17 protein-coding genes are annotated in these 16783 nt (G+C 66.6%); 11 read left to right on the top strand and 6 right to left on the bottom strand.

The features are described from left to right. The first annotated feature begins 2 nt into the window (after positions 1-2). The 5 genes from NV1_RS31765 (at position 3) to NV1_RS31750 (ending at position 3091) form a co-directional block, all read left to right on the top strand. Positions 3-311 carry a cytochrome C oxidase subunit IV family protein gene (locus tag NV1_RS31765; RefSeq protein WP_245714025.1) on the top strand — a complete coding sequence of 103 codons (309 nt, stop codon included), beginning with the start codon at positions 3-5 and terminating at the stop codon, positions 309-311. Between the two features lie 48 nt (positions 312-359). Next, the gene (locus NV1_RS45250) at positions 360-815 is read left to right on the top strand and encodes a methyltransferase family protein (protein ID WP_218027259.1); all 456 of its coding nucleotides are present in this window, start codon (positions 360-362) and stop codon (positions 813-815) included. Continuing rightward, positions 697-1074, top strand: coding sequence for a methyltransferase (locus tag NV1_RS45245; RefSeq protein ID WP_218027265.1), 378 nt, complete (start codon positions 697-699; stop codon positions 1072-1074). Before NV1_RS45250 ends, NV1_RS45245 begins: the two co-directional genes overlap by 119 nt. A 283-nt stretch (positions 1075-1357) precedes the next feature. Then, positions 1358-2050 carry a hypothetical protein gene (locus tag NV1_RS31755; RefSeq protein WP_067899843.1) on the top strand — a complete coding sequence of 231 codons (693 nt, stop codon included), beginning with the start codon at positions 1358-1360 and terminating at the stop codon, positions 2048-2050. A 156-nt stretch (positions 2051-2206) separates the two neighbouring features. After that, positions 2207-3091: a phytanoyl-CoA dioxygenase family protein gene (locus NV1_RS31750; RefSeq protein WP_245714024.1), complete on the top strand. Its 885-nt coding sequence runs from the start codon at positions 2207-2209 to the stop codon at positions 3089-3091. A gap of 3 nt (positions 3092-3094) precedes the next feature. On the opposite strand, the gene NV1_RS31745 is transcribed toward NV1_RS31750, so the two are convergent. Together NV1_RS31745 and NV1_RS31740 are read right to left on the bottom strand one after the other, a co-directional pair. Further along, on the bottom strand, positions 3095-3970 hold the full coding sequence (locus NV1_RS31745) for an SAM-dependent methyltransferase (protein WP_067899840.1): 876 nt from the start codon (positions 3968-3970) through the stop codon (positions 3095-3097). Positions 3971-4303: 333 nt separating this feature from the next. Further along, on the bottom strand, positions 4304-4831 hold the full coding sequence (locus NV1_RS31740; protein WP_067899836.1) for a PadR family transcriptional regulator: 528 nt from the start codon (positions 4829-4831) through the stop codon (positions 4304-4306). Positions 4832-4919: 88 nt separating this feature from the next. Here NV1_RS31740 and NV1_RS31735 point away from each other — a divergent pair, with 88 nt between their 5' ends. The 3 genes from NV1_RS31735 (at position 4920) to helR (ending at position 9552) form a co-directional block, all read left to right on the top strand. Next, positions 4920-5513 (top strand): hypothetical protein, encoded by a 594-nt coding sequence (locus tag NV1_RS31735; protein ID WP_218027258.1) that lies wholly within the window; start codon positions 4920-4922, stop codon positions 5511-5513. Positions 5514-5556: 43 nt separating this feature from the next. Next, positions 5557-6945 (top strand): carotenoid oxygenase family protein, encoded by a 1389-nt coding sequence (locus NV1_RS31730; protein WP_067899832.1) that lies wholly within the window; start codon positions 5557-5559, stop codon positions 6943-6945. Positions 6946-7359: 414 nt separating this feature from the next. Next, positions 7360-9552: an RNA polymerase recycling motor ATPase HelR gene (gene helR / locus NV1_RS31725; protein ID WP_174557503.1), complete on the top strand. Its 2193-nt coding sequence runs from the start codon at positions 7360-7362 to the stop codon at positions 9550-9552. Positions 9553-9637: 85 nt separating this feature from the next. Here helR and NV1_RS31720 read toward each other — a convergent pair whose 3' ends face one another. Further along, positions 9638-10981 (bottom strand): cytochrome P450, encoded by a 1344-nt coding sequence (locus tag NV1_RS31720; protein WP_067899830.1) that lies wholly within the window; start codon positions 10979-10981, stop codon positions 9638-9640. 101 nt (positions 10982-11082) lie between these two features. Here NV1_RS31720 and NV1_RS31715 point away from each other — a divergent pair, with 101 nt between their 5' ends. The 3 genes from NV1_RS31715 (at position 11083) to NV1_RS31705 (ending at position 13813) form a co-directional block, all read left to right on the top strand. After that, positions 11083-11694, top strand: coding sequence for a TetR/AcrR family transcriptional regulator (locus tag NV1_RS31715; RefSeq protein ID WP_067899827.1), 612 nt, complete (start codon positions 11083-11085; stop codon positions 11692-11694). Positions 11695-11776: 82 nt separating this feature from the next. After that, a complete protein-coding gene (locus NV1_RS31710; protein WP_218027257.1) occupies positions 11777-12772 on the top strand; it encodes a small ribosomal subunit Rsm22 family protein in 996 nt (331 codons plus the stop codon). A gap of 534 nt (positions 12773-13306) precedes the next feature. Beyond that, on the top strand, positions 13307-13813 hold the full coding sequence (locus NV1_RS31705) for a hypothetical protein (protein ID WP_157117488.1): 507 nt from the start codon (positions 13307-13309) through the stop codon (positions 13811-13813). 107 nt (positions 13814-13920) lie between these two features. Here NV1_RS31705 and mftF read toward each other — a convergent pair whose 3' ends face one another. The 3 genes from mftF to mftE are packed head-to-tail and all read right to left on the bottom strand — an operon-like array spanning position 13921 to position 16782. Next, positions 13921-15333, bottom strand: coding sequence for a mycofactocin biosynthesis glycosyltransferase MftF (mftF, locus tag NV1_RS31700; protein WP_067899819.1), 1413 nt, complete (start codon positions 15331-15333; stop codon positions 13921-13923). Further along, complete coding sequence (locus NV1_RS31695) at positions 15330-16142, bottom strand: mycofactocin-coupled SDR family oxidoreductase (protein WP_067899818.1); 813 nt, start codon at positions 16140-16142, stop codon at positions 15330-15332. The genes mftF and NV1_RS31695 overlap by 4 nt, the downstream gene beginning before the upstream one ends. Beyond that, positions 16129-16782, bottom strand: a complete 654-nt coding sequence (mftE, locus tag NV1_RS31690; protein ID WP_067899814.1) for a mycofactocin biosynthesis peptidyl-dipeptidase MftE — start codon at positions 16780-16782, stop codon at positions 16129-16131. The genes NV1_RS31695 and mftE overlap by 14 nt, the downstream gene beginning before the upstream one ends. Between the last annotated feature and the right edge of the window lies 1 nt (position 16783).

Below are 16783 nucleotides of genomic sequence, written 5' to 3'. Positions count from 1 at the left end.
CCGTGAGCTCCCAGACCACGACGCTCGTACGCCGGCTGCGGCCGGAAATGCGCAATATCGTCCTCGTATGGATCGTGCTCGTGGCGATCACCGTTCTCGCGTGGTGCCTGACCCCCGAGAATCGGGGAGACGGATCCGTGCTGGACAGCGTTCTCGTGACCGTTATCGTCGCCCTCGGAATGATCAAGTCCCGCTTGATCATCCGGCACTTCATGGAGGTGCGCACCGCACCGCGGTGGCTCCGGATCGGCACCGACGTCTGGGTGGTCGTGCTCTGGCTGACGCTGCTCGCGATAAACCTCTATCGGTGACCGCGACCGGTCGCATCCGGTCGCCGCCGTTGCGGCACAGTGGATGTCATGGGACAGGACGATGTCGAGTCGATCCGCCGGATGGCGGGATTGGCGACGCCGATGGCATTGCGGGTGGCGGTCACCCTGGGACTGCCGGATCGCCTCGTCGGCCACGGGGTTCAGGTGGACGAACTCGCCGACGAGTTGAGTGTCGCACCGGTGGCGCTCGATCTGCTGCTCGCCCATCTGGCAACGCTCGGCATCGTCGAGCCGATCGGAACCGGCTATCGCACAACCGAGTACGGCGCGAATCTGTGCGCAGACGCCGGGAACGGCCTGATCGACCTGCTCCACCTCGACGCCGCGGGCGGCCGCTCGGAGCTGGCGTTCGTGGAGCTCGCCCATACCGTCGCCACTGGCCGAGCGGGATATCGCCCGGGTCACCGAAGGCAGCTTCTTCGATCCGCTCCCAACCGGCGCGGACGCCTACCTACTGGTCGATATCCTCCACGACTGGGATGACGACCACGCCCACCGCATTCTGACCCGCTGCACCGAAGCCATGCACCCGACGAGCCGCCTGCTGATCATGGAACCGATCGGCGACATCCGGGCAACTCCCGAATTCAACCTCGCCATGCTGGTGATGTACGGCGGCCGGGAACGCCGTCTCGAAGAATTCCGCACTCTCACGGCCTCGCATCGGCTGACCATGGACACCGTCGTGGATCTGACCGACCAACGCTGCCTGCTGGAATTCCGTCCAACCGACGATCGGTGAAACGATGTCGCCGCATGGATTCCGGACGGTATCGACGAGCAGGGCGATTCGGCGCATGTCAACCCTCCTGGTCGGCACGGTGACGATCGCGAATCGTCCGCAGGGGCCGGTAGATCCCGAATCATTCTCGAAGGCGGTAATCCGCGCGCGGATTTCGTTATGCCGTAACCGGTTCGGCAGTCGCGTTCGCGGCTGTTGTTCGTGGTGGCGTGTAACAGGTCTCGACAGCGGGTAGAAGTTCTCAGCAAGGAATTGGGTCAGGCCCTACACTCGACGCACACGGATGCTTTTCTACGGAGGTGATCGGCGGTTGAATCCCAGGGATCCGCGCGACCAGCACACGGCACGATACGAACCCGGCTATCAGCCAGGGAATTATCGTGAGCCCGGCTACGGACGGGATCGTGGATACGACGCCTATCAGCAGCCCGAGTACGGATATCAGCAGCCCGAATATCCGAATCGGCAGCCCGAGTATCCGGAGCGCCAGCCGGAATACGCCGAGTATGCGGATCCGCGGCAGTATCCGGATCGGCGGCCCCGGCAGCGGCAGGGACCCGAACTGGACTCCGGCAAGTTCATCGGGGGCGTCCTGGCCGCGGCGGTGGTGACGGCGCTCGCTGCCTGGCTGTGTGCGTGGATTATCCAGGTCATCGCCACCAAGGTCACGCAGAGCGGGAAATTCGGGGTGTGGAACCCGATGGCCGAGGATGCGTACTGGTTCGCAGTGGTGGGATTCCTCTGCGCGATACTCGCCGGAGCCCTGTGGTTCCTGCTGCGCATGGGTACGCCCACACCTGGATTGTTCTTCACCTGGATCGTCGGAATCCTCACTGCCGCAGCGGTGATCATCCCACTGGTGCTCTCCGACGACGTGTGGGTCGGCATCTCCACGGGGATCGAACATCTGGTGATCGGTCTGCCGATCCTCAGCATGATCCGCATGGTGGGCGCCAGGAGTGTGGTCTACCGCTGACGGCCGGTCCGGGCAGCGGATCGGACGAGCCGACGCGCTCGACCGATTCGCTTCCACGCGTTGACCATTCGTCCGGGGACGTCTTGCGCAACCGGGCAGGGGAATTCACAATGATGTGGGCCGATCGGCTCGTCCGCACTGTGTGAGGGGCATCTCGTGAACTCCCCATATCCGCCGGATTCCGTAGGTGTGATCACCGGTCTGGATGATCTACGGGTCGATCTGGCCCGACGGCACCGGGCGACGGCCGCGGCCGGGGTAGTCGATCCCGCGGTGGTCGAGGCGGATCTCGCGGCCGTCGAGCGGGACGGGTACATCATCTGGGAAAATCTCCTCACCGCTGAGGCGTGTGAGCGCCTGCGTGCTGCGATGACGCCGCTGCTCGGCCGGACGGGTCGCAATACCTTCGAGGGTGAGCGGACCCGGCGGGCATACAACCTGGTCGACAAGACCCGTGCCTGCGACGGGCTCGTCGAACATCCCCGGGTGCTGGCCCTGCTCGACCGGCTGTTGTTGCCGAATTACCTGCTCTCGCAACTGCAGGCGATCGAAATCCTGCCCGGCGAGCGGGCCCAGTTGCCGCATCACGACGACGGTTTCTATCCGGTGCCCCGGCCACGCCCGGCACTCAGTGCGGCGACGATGTGGGCGATCGACGAATTCACCGAGGACAACGGCGGCACGGTGCTGTTGCCCGGCAGCCATCGCTGGGATGGCGAACAGCAGCCGTCGTCGGCCGATGCCCGGGTCGTCGCGCGGATGCCGGCCGGATCGTGCGCCTTCTATCTGGGTACGCTGTGGCACGGTGGTGGTGAGAACCGTTCGGGCGCTGCACGTCTGGGCTTGACCGTGCAGTACTGCGAGCCTTGGCTCCGGCCGCAGGAGGCGTACACGTTGGGCGTGGGTCGGCAGACCGCGCGAGCGGTGTCGGAGGATATGCGCCGGATGCTGGGGTACAGCATCCATCCGCCGTTCATGGGCGCGGTCGACGGCATGCACCCCAAAAGGGTCCTGGGGCAAGAGGATTCAGCCGCAATGTGACGATCACGTGGGCACCTTGCGGAGCGCGATGCGATACAGCACGAGATGTTCGGCATCGAACTGCCGGGCGGATGCCTCGAGATAGCGTTCGTACGCCTCGGTGACGGTGGCCCCGGCGATCCGCTGCGCCGCGGCGCGCTGCGCCCGCAGGCGCCGCAGCCATTCCGTGCAGGTCCGCGCGTAATCGTCGCGGTCGTTGACCAGCGAACGGAATTCGAAGAGTTTCTCCGCGGCGTGGGCGAGTTCGGCCAGACGAGGAGGTTCGGATTCCGGGAATATCTCGTTCGCCAGGAACTGTGTATCGGCGAGTGAATCCGGCCCCAGCGGCCGGTTGCCCTTGCCGATCGTCTGGATCACCAGCGCGCCGCCCGGATGCAGGAGGCCGTGACAATGCGCGAAAAACGCGCGGTAGGCATCGGTGCGTTCCTTGCGTGACAATCCGAATCGCACGAAGTGTTCCAGCGCGCCGACGCAGAAGATCGCATCGTACGGCTCATCGGGGCGGTGCGCGTTCCAGTGCTCCAGGCGCGCGTCGAAGCGATCCTCGGGATGTGTTCGGGCATAGTCGTACTGGTCGTGGCTGAGGGTGAGACCGGTGATGCGGGCGCGTGGATGCCGATCCGCGATCGCGCGGGCCAGGCTGCCCCAGCCACAGCCGATATCGAGTACTCTTTCGGCGCCGGTGATGTGGGCCTGGGCGATGAGGTAGTCGAGCTTGCGGCGCTGTGCGCGGTCGAGATCGTCCCCCTCGGCCCACAATGCGCACGAATAGGTCAGGCCGGTGTCGAGCCAGAGCCGATAGAATTCGGTGCCCACGTCGTAGTGCTGCCGGACCGCGTCCGGCGAAGCTCCTTGGTACTCTTCGGTTTCCGATGTCATGGCGAGTCTCCGCGATCTGTGGTCCGGTGTCGTGTGCGGCTCGGCAGGCGCACGGTATTTCGGGTCGGGAAGCCCCGGGCACGCAGCATCCGGGGTGATCGCGGGTCTCGCGACGCAGTCGAACGAGCCGGAAACTATTTGTCTCCGTGAATGATTCGGATAATCGAGACGCAGGAACCGTTTCGCGCCGAAGGTGATGGCTGTGGGGAGTGCGTCCCGACAGGTCGTAGTGAGGTCAGCGTGGCACCGCCAACCATTCTACGACCGGAAGGATGTTCCCGTCCAGATGGAAACATCCACCGAATTGCCGCTGGCGCAGGGTATTCCGGTCGGCTAGGCCCGCTGCCGGGCGGCGATCTGCTCGCGGGCCCACCGCGCCCATTCCTGGTTCATCGCCCAATAGCGCTGGCCCCACTCCAGGGCGAGCCGGCCGTATTCGGAGAAGTCGTCGTCGGACCATTCGGTCGACCTCTCCAGGGCTACCAGATCCTCGTACTGGTCGTGGGCGCGTTCCTCGATCGCGGTCAGATGGTCCAGGGCCTCGTGACGGGGGAGGCGCCCAAGGAAGAACACGCGCAGGAGCATGTCGTTGCGGGCGGGTGGACGCGCGGGAGCCGTGCGTAGCCACTCCCTGAGTTCGGCATCGCCCGCCGGGGTGAGTTGGTACTCCTTGCGTCGCCGCGGACCCTCCTCCGAGGCCGAGATCAAGCCCTCACCGGCGAGTTTCGTCAGCTCTGTGTAGACCTGGGTCTGCGATGCGGACCAGACGTTCGCGAGCGATCCGGCGAACCGTTGCAGCAGGTCGTAGCCGCTGGCGGGGCGGTCCGCCAGCAGACCGAGCAGGGCGTGTCTGAGGCTCATGACGGCAGCCTACATTACGGGCTTGACATGTCGGAGCCGGAGTATCAGGATGGATTGACATTCCGGTACCGGAATATCCGCAAACAACATGTCCGCTACGAAATATCCGGAGATTCCCATCATGTCCTTCCTGCGCACCTTCGCCCCCTGGATCGTGTACGCGGTCGTGCCCTCGCACTACTGGCAGTGGGCCGCGCTGATCGCCGCCTGCCTGTCGCTGATCGAGATATTCCGCCTGGCCAGGGCCGGTCGCGGGGTCACCGGAATGGTTATCGACCTCGGCTCGGCCGCATTCTTCATCGCCCTGACGATCTTGGCGTTCATCGATCCGAACACCCCGCTGCACCCGTATTCACCGGCGATCTCGAGCGGTGTGCTGATGATCGTCGCGGGCATCTCCCTGCTGGTCCGCATGCCGTTCACGATGCCGATCGCCAAGCAGTCCACACCGCCGGAGCTGTGGTCGAACCCGGCCTTCATCCGGGTCAACTACATCATCACCGGAGTCTGGGCGGCGAGCTTCGCCATCGGCTGCGTTCTGTTGGCGATCCTGGCGCACACCGATACGCCACGCACCGTGGTGCAGGTCGCCGCGTTCGCGATCCCGGCGCTGTTCACGCTCCGCTACACCGCCCGTGCGCAGGCCGCTGCCCAGGCCGCCGCGACCCCGTCGGCCGTCTAGTACCTGTGCTGTCCCGAATTCATCTGTGAAGGAGATTGTTTCGATGACCACCACGGCTCCGCACCTGCTCGGCGGCTTCGCCCCGGTCACCACCGAACTCAGCGCGACCGAGCTGCCGGTATCCGGCACCATCCCGCCCGAGCTGACCGGGTGGTATCTGCGCAACGGGCCCAATCCGCGCACTGGCGTATCCGCGCACTGGTTCGTCGGCGACGGCATGGTGCACGGCGTGCGGCTCGAGCAAGGCCGCGCGGTCGCGTATCGCAACCGATGGGTCCGTACCCGCACGTTCACCGGGGATGCGCAGCGGGACAACGGAACCGGTCGCGGCGATCTGGCTGTGGGGCAGGCCAATACGCATGTGGTCCGGCATGCCGGACGCACCTTCGCGCTGGTGGAATCCTCGCTCCCGTACGAACTCGACATGCGTGCGGGACATGAGCTCGACACCGTGGGCGCCTACGATTTCGGCGGCCGGTTACATTCCGCGATGACGGCCCATCCGAAGATCTGCCCGATCACCGGTGAACTGCACTTCTTCGGCTACGGCGCCGCCGAACGTCCGTATCTGACCTATCACCGCGCGGATGCGAACGGGAATCTGGTCTGCACCCGGCCGATCGAGGTGGCGGCTCCGACGATGATGCACGATTTCCACCTCACCGCCGGACATCTCGTATTCATGGATCTGCCAGTGGTTTTCGATCGAAGCAGGATCGAGGCGGGCACGGCCGGTATGCCCTACGGTTGGCGGCCCGAATACGGTGCGCGGCTCGGCGTTCTGGATCGTGCGCATCCCGAGGCTCCGGTGCGGTGGTTCGAGATCGAGCCCTGCTATGTCTTCCACGGCCTCAACGCGTACGAGGATCCGAGCGGGCAGGTGCTGATCCTGCAGGTCATGCGGTACGACCACCTGGGCGACGGTGTGGGCATCGATGTTCCGGCGAGCCTGTGGAGCTGGACGATCGATCTGAACACCGGTACCGTGCGCGAGCGCCGGCTCGACGATCGTCCTGGCGAGTTTCCGCGCATCGATGACCGGCTGGCCGGTCTGCCCGCCCGATACGGGCATGTGACCAGCACGGTTGCCTCCGCCTGGACGGGTGAATCGGCCGGGCTGGGCGCGCTGCACCGTTACGACCTGCAATCCGGTGACAAGACCAGTTATGTGTTCCCGGGCGGTCGCAATCCGTCCGAGGCGTCGTTCGCCCCGGCCGACGATCGGCCCGGTGGTCCGGGGTGGTTGCTGTCCTATGTCTACGATCCGGCGACCGATCGCAGCGATCTGGTCGTTCTCGATGCGCAGGATCTTGCGGCCGGGCCGGTGGCGGAGATTCATCTGCCGCAGCGGGTGCCCGCGGGATTCCACGGTAACTGGCTGCCGGACGATCCGGCGCTCGTCTTCGGTGCGGCGCCGTCCGACGCCGCGTGAGGGTTGACGCATGGTGATCGGCCTGCCGCATCAGCGAGCGGGCCGATCGTCCATTGTCCGGTGCGCGGTCCGAACCCCCGGAGTTCGTGCGGGGCCGTGGCGGTCGGGCGAGCGCCCGCGCTGTCGGCCGGAGGCCCGATGCGCCTTCGGCTCGCACACTGAGGGATTTCGGAATCACTTGTCCGAGAAGGAGTTTCGCGGTGAACACGGCAGTGTGGATTTCTCGGTGATCGGAATTTCATGTCGCAGGCCGACTCCGGGTCGCGCGAACCACGAGTGAAAAGGACCCCCCTTTTCTTCCCGTATTCATTGTACAGCGCATACCGGGGCTTGCGGCAAGGCCCCGTTCATGCTGCACAATCGCTGGCCGAAGCGACTATCCGCAGGTAGTCGGGTCAGGAAAGCGAGGGGCGTGTGGCGGCACCGGGGTACGACGAGGAATTGCGAGCCGAACGGGAATATGTGGACGGGCTGTACGCGCGCCTGGATGCCGAGCGCGCGCAGACCAAGCGGCGCTACAGCGTGGCGCTGCGCGGGAACGGGCTGTCCCCGATGGACCGGGACGTGGCGGTGCGCACTCTCGCCACCCAGGTGAAACGCCTGGACGTGGCGGACAGCAAACTGTGTTTCGGCCGACTGGACACCGTATCGGGCGAACACGCGTACATCGGCCGGATCGGTCTGCTCGACGCGGACAACGACCATGAACCCGTGCTGCTCGATTGGCGTGCGCCCGCGTCGCGGGCGTTCTATGTCGCCACCGCGGCGACTCCGGAGGATATGCGTCGTCGGCGGCAATTCCACACTCGCGGAAGGCAACTGGTCGAATTCACCGACGAGGTGTTCGGGCGGCCCGGGGCGGGGGAGCGGGGGGACGCGGCGCTGCTCGCGGCGGTCGACGCACCGCGCGGCGAGGGTATGCGCGATATCGTGGCCACGATCCAGGCCGAGCAGGACGAGATCATCCGGCTCGATCACGCGGGTGTGCTGGTGATCGAGGGCGGCCCGGGAACCGGCAAGACCGTCGTCGCGCTGCATCGGGTCGCCTATCTGCTCTACACCCAGCGTGAGCAGATCGAACGACACGGTGTGCTGGTGGTCGGGCCCAATTCGGCGTTCCTGAACCACATCGGCCGGGTGCTGCCGTCGCTGGGCGAATCGGACGTGGTGTTCACCACGACCGGCGATCTCGTGCCCGGTCTGCACGTCACCGCCGAGGACATCCCGGCCGCCGCGCGGCTCAAGGGTTCGCTGACGATCCTGGACGTGCTCGCCGCCGCGATCGCCGACCGGCAGCGGCTGCCGCAGGATCCGATCACGATCGAGCTGACCGATGTGACCGTGCGGATCGATGCCGAGACCGCGCAGTGGGCGATCCAGGAGGCCCGCGATAGCGGATTGCCGCACAACGAGGCGCGCCGGGTGTTCCGGGAGATCGTCGAGTGGGTGCTCACCGAACGCGCGATCGGCCGGATCGGCAAGGGCTGGTTGACTCGCGGGGATCGCGAAGCCTGGGAACAGCTACGCGGCGATCTGCTCGCCGAACTCGCGGACAATCGCGAATACCTCGCCGCGCTGGAGGAACTCTGGCCGATTCTGACACCTCGGGAGTTGCTGGCTTCGCTGTACAGCTCATCCGAAAGGCTCAGTGCCGCAGGCGCGGACGATACGTTGTGGCGCGCCGACGGCGCGGCCTGGACCGTGTCGGACGTACCGCTGCTGGACGAATTGGTCGATCTGCTCGGCGCGCACGAGCCGAAGGATGATCGGGCCGAGCGCGATCGCCGCGCCCAAGCCGAATATGCCTCGGGCGTACTGGATCTGATGATCGGCCGCGAGGATTCGATGGACGACGAGGACCATCTGTACGCGACCGATCTGCTCTACGCCGAGGATCTGGCCGACCGCTTCATCGAGCGCGATACTCGCGAACTGGCCGAACGCGCCGCGGCAGACCGTGATTGGACCTACCGGCACATCGTGGTCGACGAGGCGCAGGAACTGTCGGAGATGGATTGGCGGGTGTTGATGCGCCGCTGTCCGGGCAAATCGCTCACGGTGGTCGGTGATCTGGCACAACGACGTTCGCCCGCGGGCGCGCGTTCCTGGGATGCGATGCTGGCGCCGTATGTCCCGGGACGCTGGGCCTATCGGTCGTTGTCGGTGAACTATCGCACCCCGGCGGAGATCATGGGCGTTGCCGCCGCCCTGCTCGCGGACTTCGCGCCGGGTGTCCGGCCGCCGGAGTCGGTGCGCGCATCCGGTGTGCGACCGTGGGCGCGGCAGGTCGGTGCGGACGAATTGTCCTCGGCCATCGAGGAATTCGTCCGCGAGGAAGCGGATCGCGAGGGAACCAGTATCGTCATCGGACCACCGGACGTGCCCGGCGCGGTGACGGCGTCGGAGACCAAGGGTCTGGAATTCGACGCCGTGCTCGTGGTCGAGCCCGAACGCATCCTCGCCGACGGCCCTCGCGGCGCGGCCGAACTCTACGTCGCCCTCACCCGCGCCACCCAGCGACTGGGCGTCCTGCACCGCGGACCCCTGCCGCGTGCCCTGGCGGGCCGCACCGCGACGTCCGCCCGCGTCGCGAGCGGATCGGTGTAGCGCCGACGGCCGAACCGGACCTCCGCCGCGTGCGCGGACTTCGGCGGAGGTTCGGTTCGGCCGCATCACGAGCGAGCGGTGAAGCTCAGTTGCGGGTGAAGGTGATGGGCAGGCCGTCGCTGGGGAACGGCAGGGAGTGGTAGTCGATGGGCGCGACATAGTCCGGGTCGACGCTCCAGTGATAGTCGCGCAGCAGGCGGTGCATGATCGACTTCACTTCCAGCCCACCGAAATGCATGCCGAGGCATTTGTGTGCACCGCCGCCGAAGGGCTCCCACGCGAAGCGGTGCGACTTGTCCTCACGACGTTCGGGACCGAAGCGGTCGGGATCGAAGGTGTGCGGATCGGTCCAGTACTGCGACATCAGTTGGGTGAACTGGATTCCGACGACCACATCGGTGCCGGCGGGGATCCGAACACCTTGGATCACGGTGTCCTTCACCGCATGACGGACCACGACCGGGACGGGTGCGCGCAATCGCAACGCCTCGCGCATGACCAGATCGATCGATTCCAGACTCTCGAGTTCGATCATCGACGGAGCCGGGCCCAGTGCCAGCGCCTCGGCGCGGCAACGTTCCTGCCACCGCGGATGCTGGCCGAGATACTGCAGGATCGTGGAGGTGGTGATGGTGGAGGTGTCGTGTGCGGCCATCATCAGGAAGATCATGTGATTCACCACGTCGTCGTCGGTGAACCGGGCGCCGTCCTCGTCCTCGATGTGGCACAGCACCGAGAAGATGTCGTCGTTCTCCTCGGCCCGCCTGGCGGGCAGATAGTGACGCAGGAAATCCTCGAGCAACTTCCGGCCCTGATAGGCCCTGCCCCAGCGGGTGAACGGCACGTTGCCGCGCACGATCCCGGTGGCGGCCTGCACGCAGGCGATGAACGCTTTGTTGATGCGGTCCATCTCGGCCGGGCTGGTATCGGCGGCGCCGCCCATGAACAGATCCGCGGCGATGTCGAGGGTCAGCTGCTTGAGCTTCCAGTACGAGGGGAAGGATTCGCTCTCGTCCCAGTGCGCCACGCCCTTTTCGATGGCCGGGTGCAGGCGCTGGGTATACGCCTGCAGCCGGGGGCGGGTGAACGCCTGCTGCAGGATCCGGCGATGCCGCTTGTGCTCGTCGAAATCGATGAGCATCAGCCCGCCGTGGAAGAACGGTCCGACCAGCCGCGACCAGGCCGGTCCGTTGGCCAGTGCGCCGTCCTTGTTCGTCAGCGCCGCACCACATGCGTCCGCGCCGAGCAGTAGCGCCGATGTTCGCCCGAGGGAGTACAGCGGTGCGACCTGGCCGTAGTGATCCCATTCGCGCTGGAACACGGCCAGTGGATCTTTGGTGTACTCCAGCAGCGTCCCGAGCACCGGTAAGCCGCGGTCCTCCCGCCGCAGAGTCGGGATCGGTCTGGTCTCCAGAGTGTCGGCTGTCATCGCGCACCTTCAGCTTTCTGTGATGTCACTCACGCCAAGCCTGATTCAGGAAGAGCGTCCTGTCAACCTTGGTGCCGAATTCGGTGTGGCATGCTGGGGCCATGGCGGTGCAATCAGGGGTCTATCGCGGAGCGACCGCCGCCGAACGGGCCACCGAACGCCGGTCACGCCTGCTCGAGGCGGGGCTGACGGTGTGGGCGGATCCGGCGACGCGGACCACGATGACGGCCGTCTGCGCCGAGGCCGGGCTGAGCGAGCGCTACTTCTACGAGAGTTTCACCGGACTCGACGCTCTGCTCGAAGCCGTGCTGAACCGGATCGCGATCGAAATCGAGGAGACCAGTCGTGGCGCCGCCGACGCGGCCGGGGACGATCCGGAAGCCCGCATGCGAGCCTCGATAAGCGCGTTCGTGCGACTGCTGATCGCGGACCCGCGCAAGGGCCGGGTCGCGATCGTCGAATCGGTCGCAATTCCCGAATTGCGGCGCAGGCGTACCGAATTGCTTCGTCATCTGGCCCACGAATCGGCGGTCGAGTTGCGCTCCTGGCTCGGCGACTCGGGCCGCAGCCGGATCGCCGACGAAACCTCCGGCCTGCTGTTCATCGGCGGAATGGCCGAACTGATCACCGCTTGGCTGGACGGAGCCATCGAGGCGACTCCCGAGGAGATCGTCGAGGCCGCCTGCCGCGCGCTGTGCGGTCTGTATCGCTGAATCGGGCGGGCCGTGTGCCGGGCCCGGACGTGCCGCCTGACAGAATGGCGGTCCGGCCAGCACATATGAAGGGATGTTCCGGGTGGATCTGCCTGTCGAACTCGTCGAGGGGCTCGAACGGGCGTGTGCGGGAGTTCCCGAGCGGCAGTTGGCCGCCTCGGTCGATCGGTTGATCTCTCGCTATCGGGATCCGCGTCCGGCCGCGGCCCCGATTCTCGGTTCGGCCGCCGATGTGACCGCCTATGCGGCCTACCGGATGCCCGCGACCTGGGCCGCGGTCCGCAGCGTGCTCGGCCGGTTCCGCGAGCTCGTCCCCGGCTTCCAGCCGCGGTCCTTTCTCGATATCGGTGGCGGCACCGGCGCGGCGCTGTGGGCGTCGGCGGAGGTGTTTCCCTCGCTGACCGAGGCCGTCGTGCTGGATCAGGTGGACGAGGCGCTGCAACTCGGGCGACGTCTCGCCGGTGGGGCCGCGGCGGCCGCGGTCCGTTCCGCGGTGTGGCGCCAGGGCACGGTCACGGGCCTGGGGACTCCGGGCCGGGCGGATCTGGTCGCCGTTTCCTATGTGCTGAGCGAACTTTCGGAAACGGATCAGGCGGCGGTGGTCGGGCGGGCGGCCGAGGCCGCGGAGGTGGTGACCGTCGTCGAGCCCGGCACTCCCGACGGCCACCACAGAATCCTCGCCGCCCGAGACGAACTGATGACCGCGGGTCTGACGATCGTGGCCCCCTGCCCCCACCGGATGCCGTGCCCCCTCGCCGAGGGCGCCGATTGGTGCCACTTCAGCGCCCGCATCAACCGAACCTCCTTGCACCGCAGGCTCAAAGGCGGCGAACTCGGCCACGAGGACGAGAAATTCTCCTATGTCGTCGCCTCCCGCACTCCGCACCGCCAGGCTCCTGGCCGTATCCTCCGGCATCCGCTCAAGCGCAAGGGACTGGTCACGCTCCAGGTCTGCACTGCCGACGAGGGCGTCGTCCCGACGCTCGTTTCCAAACGGCAGGGCGAAACATATCGCCGCGCCAGAGATGTGCAGTGGGGCGATGCGTGGCCACCCGGTCCTGCGGCCGCTTCTTCCTGACGAGCCCTGTTCGGGAAAACTGGACTATTGACCAATTTTCGTTGGACTATTGACCAGTCAAGTGTGTGGCGGGAGTTTTTCGAACCGGTATTCAGTGGCGTTTTCCGTCAGCAGAGCTAACTACCGGCTTAATCCAGGAGTAGGTGTAACGCTGGAGGGGGTCGGAGCGATGTGCCGTCGCTGTTCACGGCTGGGTGTGATCGGTTCGTGATAAGACGAGGTAATTGACATCGTGACGGTCGGTCCGCTGATGGCGCAGTGTGCTCGGTGAGACGATTCGGCCGGGTCGGAGGGGTATTCGGCCCGGTTGACGAGATGGTGAACTTCTCGAGTCGGTTTGTTTAATTCGCAAATGCCAGTCAGCGAAAGCGGGGCGAAAGATCGGGAAACTGCCTGCTCGCGAATTTCCGGCGAATTGAAAAATTCTCACTATCTCCCCTACCTTTCGGTGCTGTTGCCGGTAATTCGAATGAACCTCGACGAATTTCCGGCAACACCTCACGGAAACCGCAAAACTAGGAGTTGACCTCGCTGATGACCGCAATCTCCCGACGGATGCTGATCTCGTTCGCTGCCGCCGCCGCCATCGCGGCCCCCGCGCTCGGCGGCATGGCCGTCGCTACCGCCGACACGACGACGCCGGCCCCTCCGACCGGCTCATTCACCTTCAACATCCCCGGACCGCAGTCCGACAAGGACAAGAAGGACGACAAGAAGGACGACGACAAGAAGGACGACGACAAGAAGGACAACGACGACAAGAAGGCGTCCGTCGAGAAGATCCAGAAGGTGCTGGACTCGATTCAGCAGGCCAAGGACCCGGAGGAGCTCGAGAAGAAGCTCGACAAGGACATCGAGACCCTCGAGGACAACGAGTCCGCGGTGCCCTCGAAGGCCAAGGACGCGTACAAGAAGTTCGAGACCGAGCTCTCGGATGCCAAGAAGAAGGAGAGCCTGGACGGCGACAAGGCCGATGACACGCTGAAGAAGATCCAGGGCGACGCCAAGTCGCTCAGTGCCGTCTTGAAGGCCGCGTCCTGATTGTGGACCTCGCGACCGCTTAGCGCGGCGTAGTCGGTTGGTGCGGCGGAACGTCCGGGTCCTTTCCTCCCGGGGGCCCGGACGTTCCCGGCGGCGGACGCGGACACTTATGCGGTCCCGCGTCGGGTCCGAGTGATATGGGGGAGAAGGCATTTCGGGGAACGTTGCCGCAGGGCGCCGCGCCAGACGCCCAACCCGTAAGCGGCATCGTCGAGCCGGCGGGCCAGCAGGTGAGTCGCCGGATTCCCGGCCGGCGGATGCGAGCGCTGCTCGGTGACGGTGTCGACGACGATCGCGGCGGCGACGGCGCGACGGACTCGGCGGGAGAACGGCAGTGCCAGAACGGTTATCGGGAACCAGTGTCGTAACAGGAGTGAGGACACCTGGCCGAGGGTGTCGGCGGCGGCGCGGGCGGTGAGTTCGGCGTGCAGACGTGGTGGGGCCTCGACGCGGCGTAGGCGGCGGTGGATGTGTCCGGCATGGGTGAGGAATGCGATGGCCGAGATCGTTGTGGCCCAGCGGTTCTGCAGCAGGAGTCCGGCCGCGGCGAGGGCGAGGGCGGGCGGTAGCGCGGCCGGTGCGACTCGTTCGCCGTGGCGGTCGGCGAGCGGGGCGGCGCTGGTTCCGTAGAGGAACTTTCGAGTGAGCCAGGGGCCGGGGGTGCGGCGGTGTTCGTGCCGGACGGTCACGTCGGCGGCATAGCGCACGAGTGAGCCGTCGCGGCTCAGACGCCAGATCAGATCCACGTCCTCGCCCAGGCGCATGGATTCGTCGAAGCCGTCGCCGAGCGCTTCCACGCGGGCGAGCAGGCAGGCTGCCGGAACCCAGCCGACGCGGGAAAGTGGTTGTACGACAGCGGAGACGGGGCCCAGATCGAGGGAGGAGCGGGCGCTCTCGTAGCGGGTGATCCAGTTTGCGGCGGGATCTTCCAGGCCGAGGATGCGCGGGGCGACCGCGGCGACGCGCGCGTCGGCGAACTGGGGCAGCAGGCGTCGTAGTTCGTCGGCGGTCACTACCGTGTCCGCATCGCAGAAAGCAACGAAAGATGTCGTGACAGTCCGTAATCCGGCATTACGTGCGACTGCCGGACCGGCGTTGACATCCAGTCGCACGAGTGTGGCATCGAACTCCTTCGCGACCTCGGCGTGTGCGAGTGGATCCGGTGAGGCGTCGTCGACGACCACGACCCGCACCCCGGTCAGGCCCGCCAGAAGACGTCGCAGGGCACGGGGCGAATCGTGTACCGGCACCACGACGGTGAGCTCTTCGAGCGGCGTCGTCCCGGTGGTGTGGGTGATCTCCGCGAGGCCGAGGCCGAGTAGCGAGTCGGCGAGGCGCGCCGCAACGGTATCGGAAACAGTGAATTCCCCTGCCGCGCCGAGAATTTCAGCGGCAGCCGGTCGCAACTTCAGCAGCCGTGTCGGGCTGCCGCCGAACAGGAGCCGTCCCTCGGCGAACCGGCGGACGCTCGCACCGAGCCGTACGCCGGTGCCTGCGGCGAGCCCGGACGAGCCGCTCACGTGCCGAAGCCTCCCTCGGCCCGCACCACCGACCCGTTCAACGCCGCACCCTCCGCCGAACAACAGAAGGCGATGGTCGCGGCGATCTCCTCGGGTTCGAGTACGCGCCGAAGACCTTGGTGCGCAGCGAGTTCGGCCGGATCGTCGATGTCGTCGTAGAGGGCGGCGGTGGCGGTGAGCATCTCGGTACGGGTGGCTCCGGGCGATACCGCGACGGCCGACATGCCGGTGCCGACCAGATCGGCCGACAGGCCCCGCACGATCCCGATGACCGCGTGCTTGCTCGCGGCATACCCGGCCAGGTGGAACAGCCCTCGCTCACCCGCCGCCGAGGCCACCGCCACGAACCGGCATCCGGCGGGATTCGGCCCGGCCAGCATGACCGGAACCGTTGCGGCGGCGGTATTCCACACACCCAGCGCGTTCACCTCGAGCAGTGCCCGCACCTCGGATTCGGGCGTCTGCCACTGCGGCTGTCCACCGGCGATGATCCCGGCCGCGGCGACGGCCGCGTCGAGCCGTCCGAACCTGGACAGCGTCTGCGCGACGGCGTCCCGAAGCTGTTCGGGCTCACGCACATCGCAGACCACCGGCAGGACTCGCTCCGGATCGGTCGCCGCCACCGCGGCCAATTCGGCCTGGGAGGCAAGCGAATACCGCACCCCGGAGGGAACGGGCCCGGTACCGCAGGCATCGATCGCGGCCACGTGACAACCCCGGCGCAGCAGTTCCCGCACCGTCGCCGCGCCGACGCCGCGTGCGGCTCCGGTGACGAATGCGACCCGCACGGGCGAGCTATCGAAGCTCATCGACAATCCTTTGCACCATCCGATCGACCAGTTCCGCACCCGCTCGCGCACTCGCCCCGGCCGGATCGCCGAGTACGCCGTTGGGTGATACCGCACGAACTCCGTTGCGCCGCAGCCGATCCATGAGCTCCGGCAGTGGCTCCACATTCCCCGCGACCGCCTCGGTCAGTGCGACATCCCCGGGTGCGAGATGCAGCATGATCGAGGTCTCGGCATATCCGGCGTGCGCGTCACCCTCGACGGCGCACGGCAGCCATCGCACGTCGTGCCGTTGCGCGCGAAGGGTTTCCACGGCGGTGCGCAGCGCGGCCACATTGCCGCCGTGCCCGTTGACGAAGACGACCTCACCCGCCCACAGGGTCAGCGAACGGGTGAGTTCGATGATCATCTCGGTCAGCACCCTCGTCCCGACCGAGAACACGCCGGGAAATCCCTGATGCTCGCCGCTCGCGCCGAACGCGATCGCCGGGGCCACCCAACTGCCGGTCCGCTCGCCCGCCCGCTGCGCGACCGCGGTCGCGATGACCGTATCGGTGGACAGCGGCAGATGCGGGCCGTGCTGTTCGGTCGCGCCGACCGGCACGAGCACCCGAGGGCGCTCGGGCAGGTCCGGATAGCGTGCGGCGGCGAGCGGAAACATC

The organism is Nocardia vaccinii NBRC 15922, from assembly GCF_001613305.1.
Classification (GTDB): Bacteria; Actinomycetota; Actinomycetes; order Mycobacteriales; family Mycobacteriaceae; genus Nocardia; species Nocardia vaccinii.
Note: the sequence above shows the minus strand (reverse complement) of the source record. Positions and strands in the feature narration are given on the sequence as shown.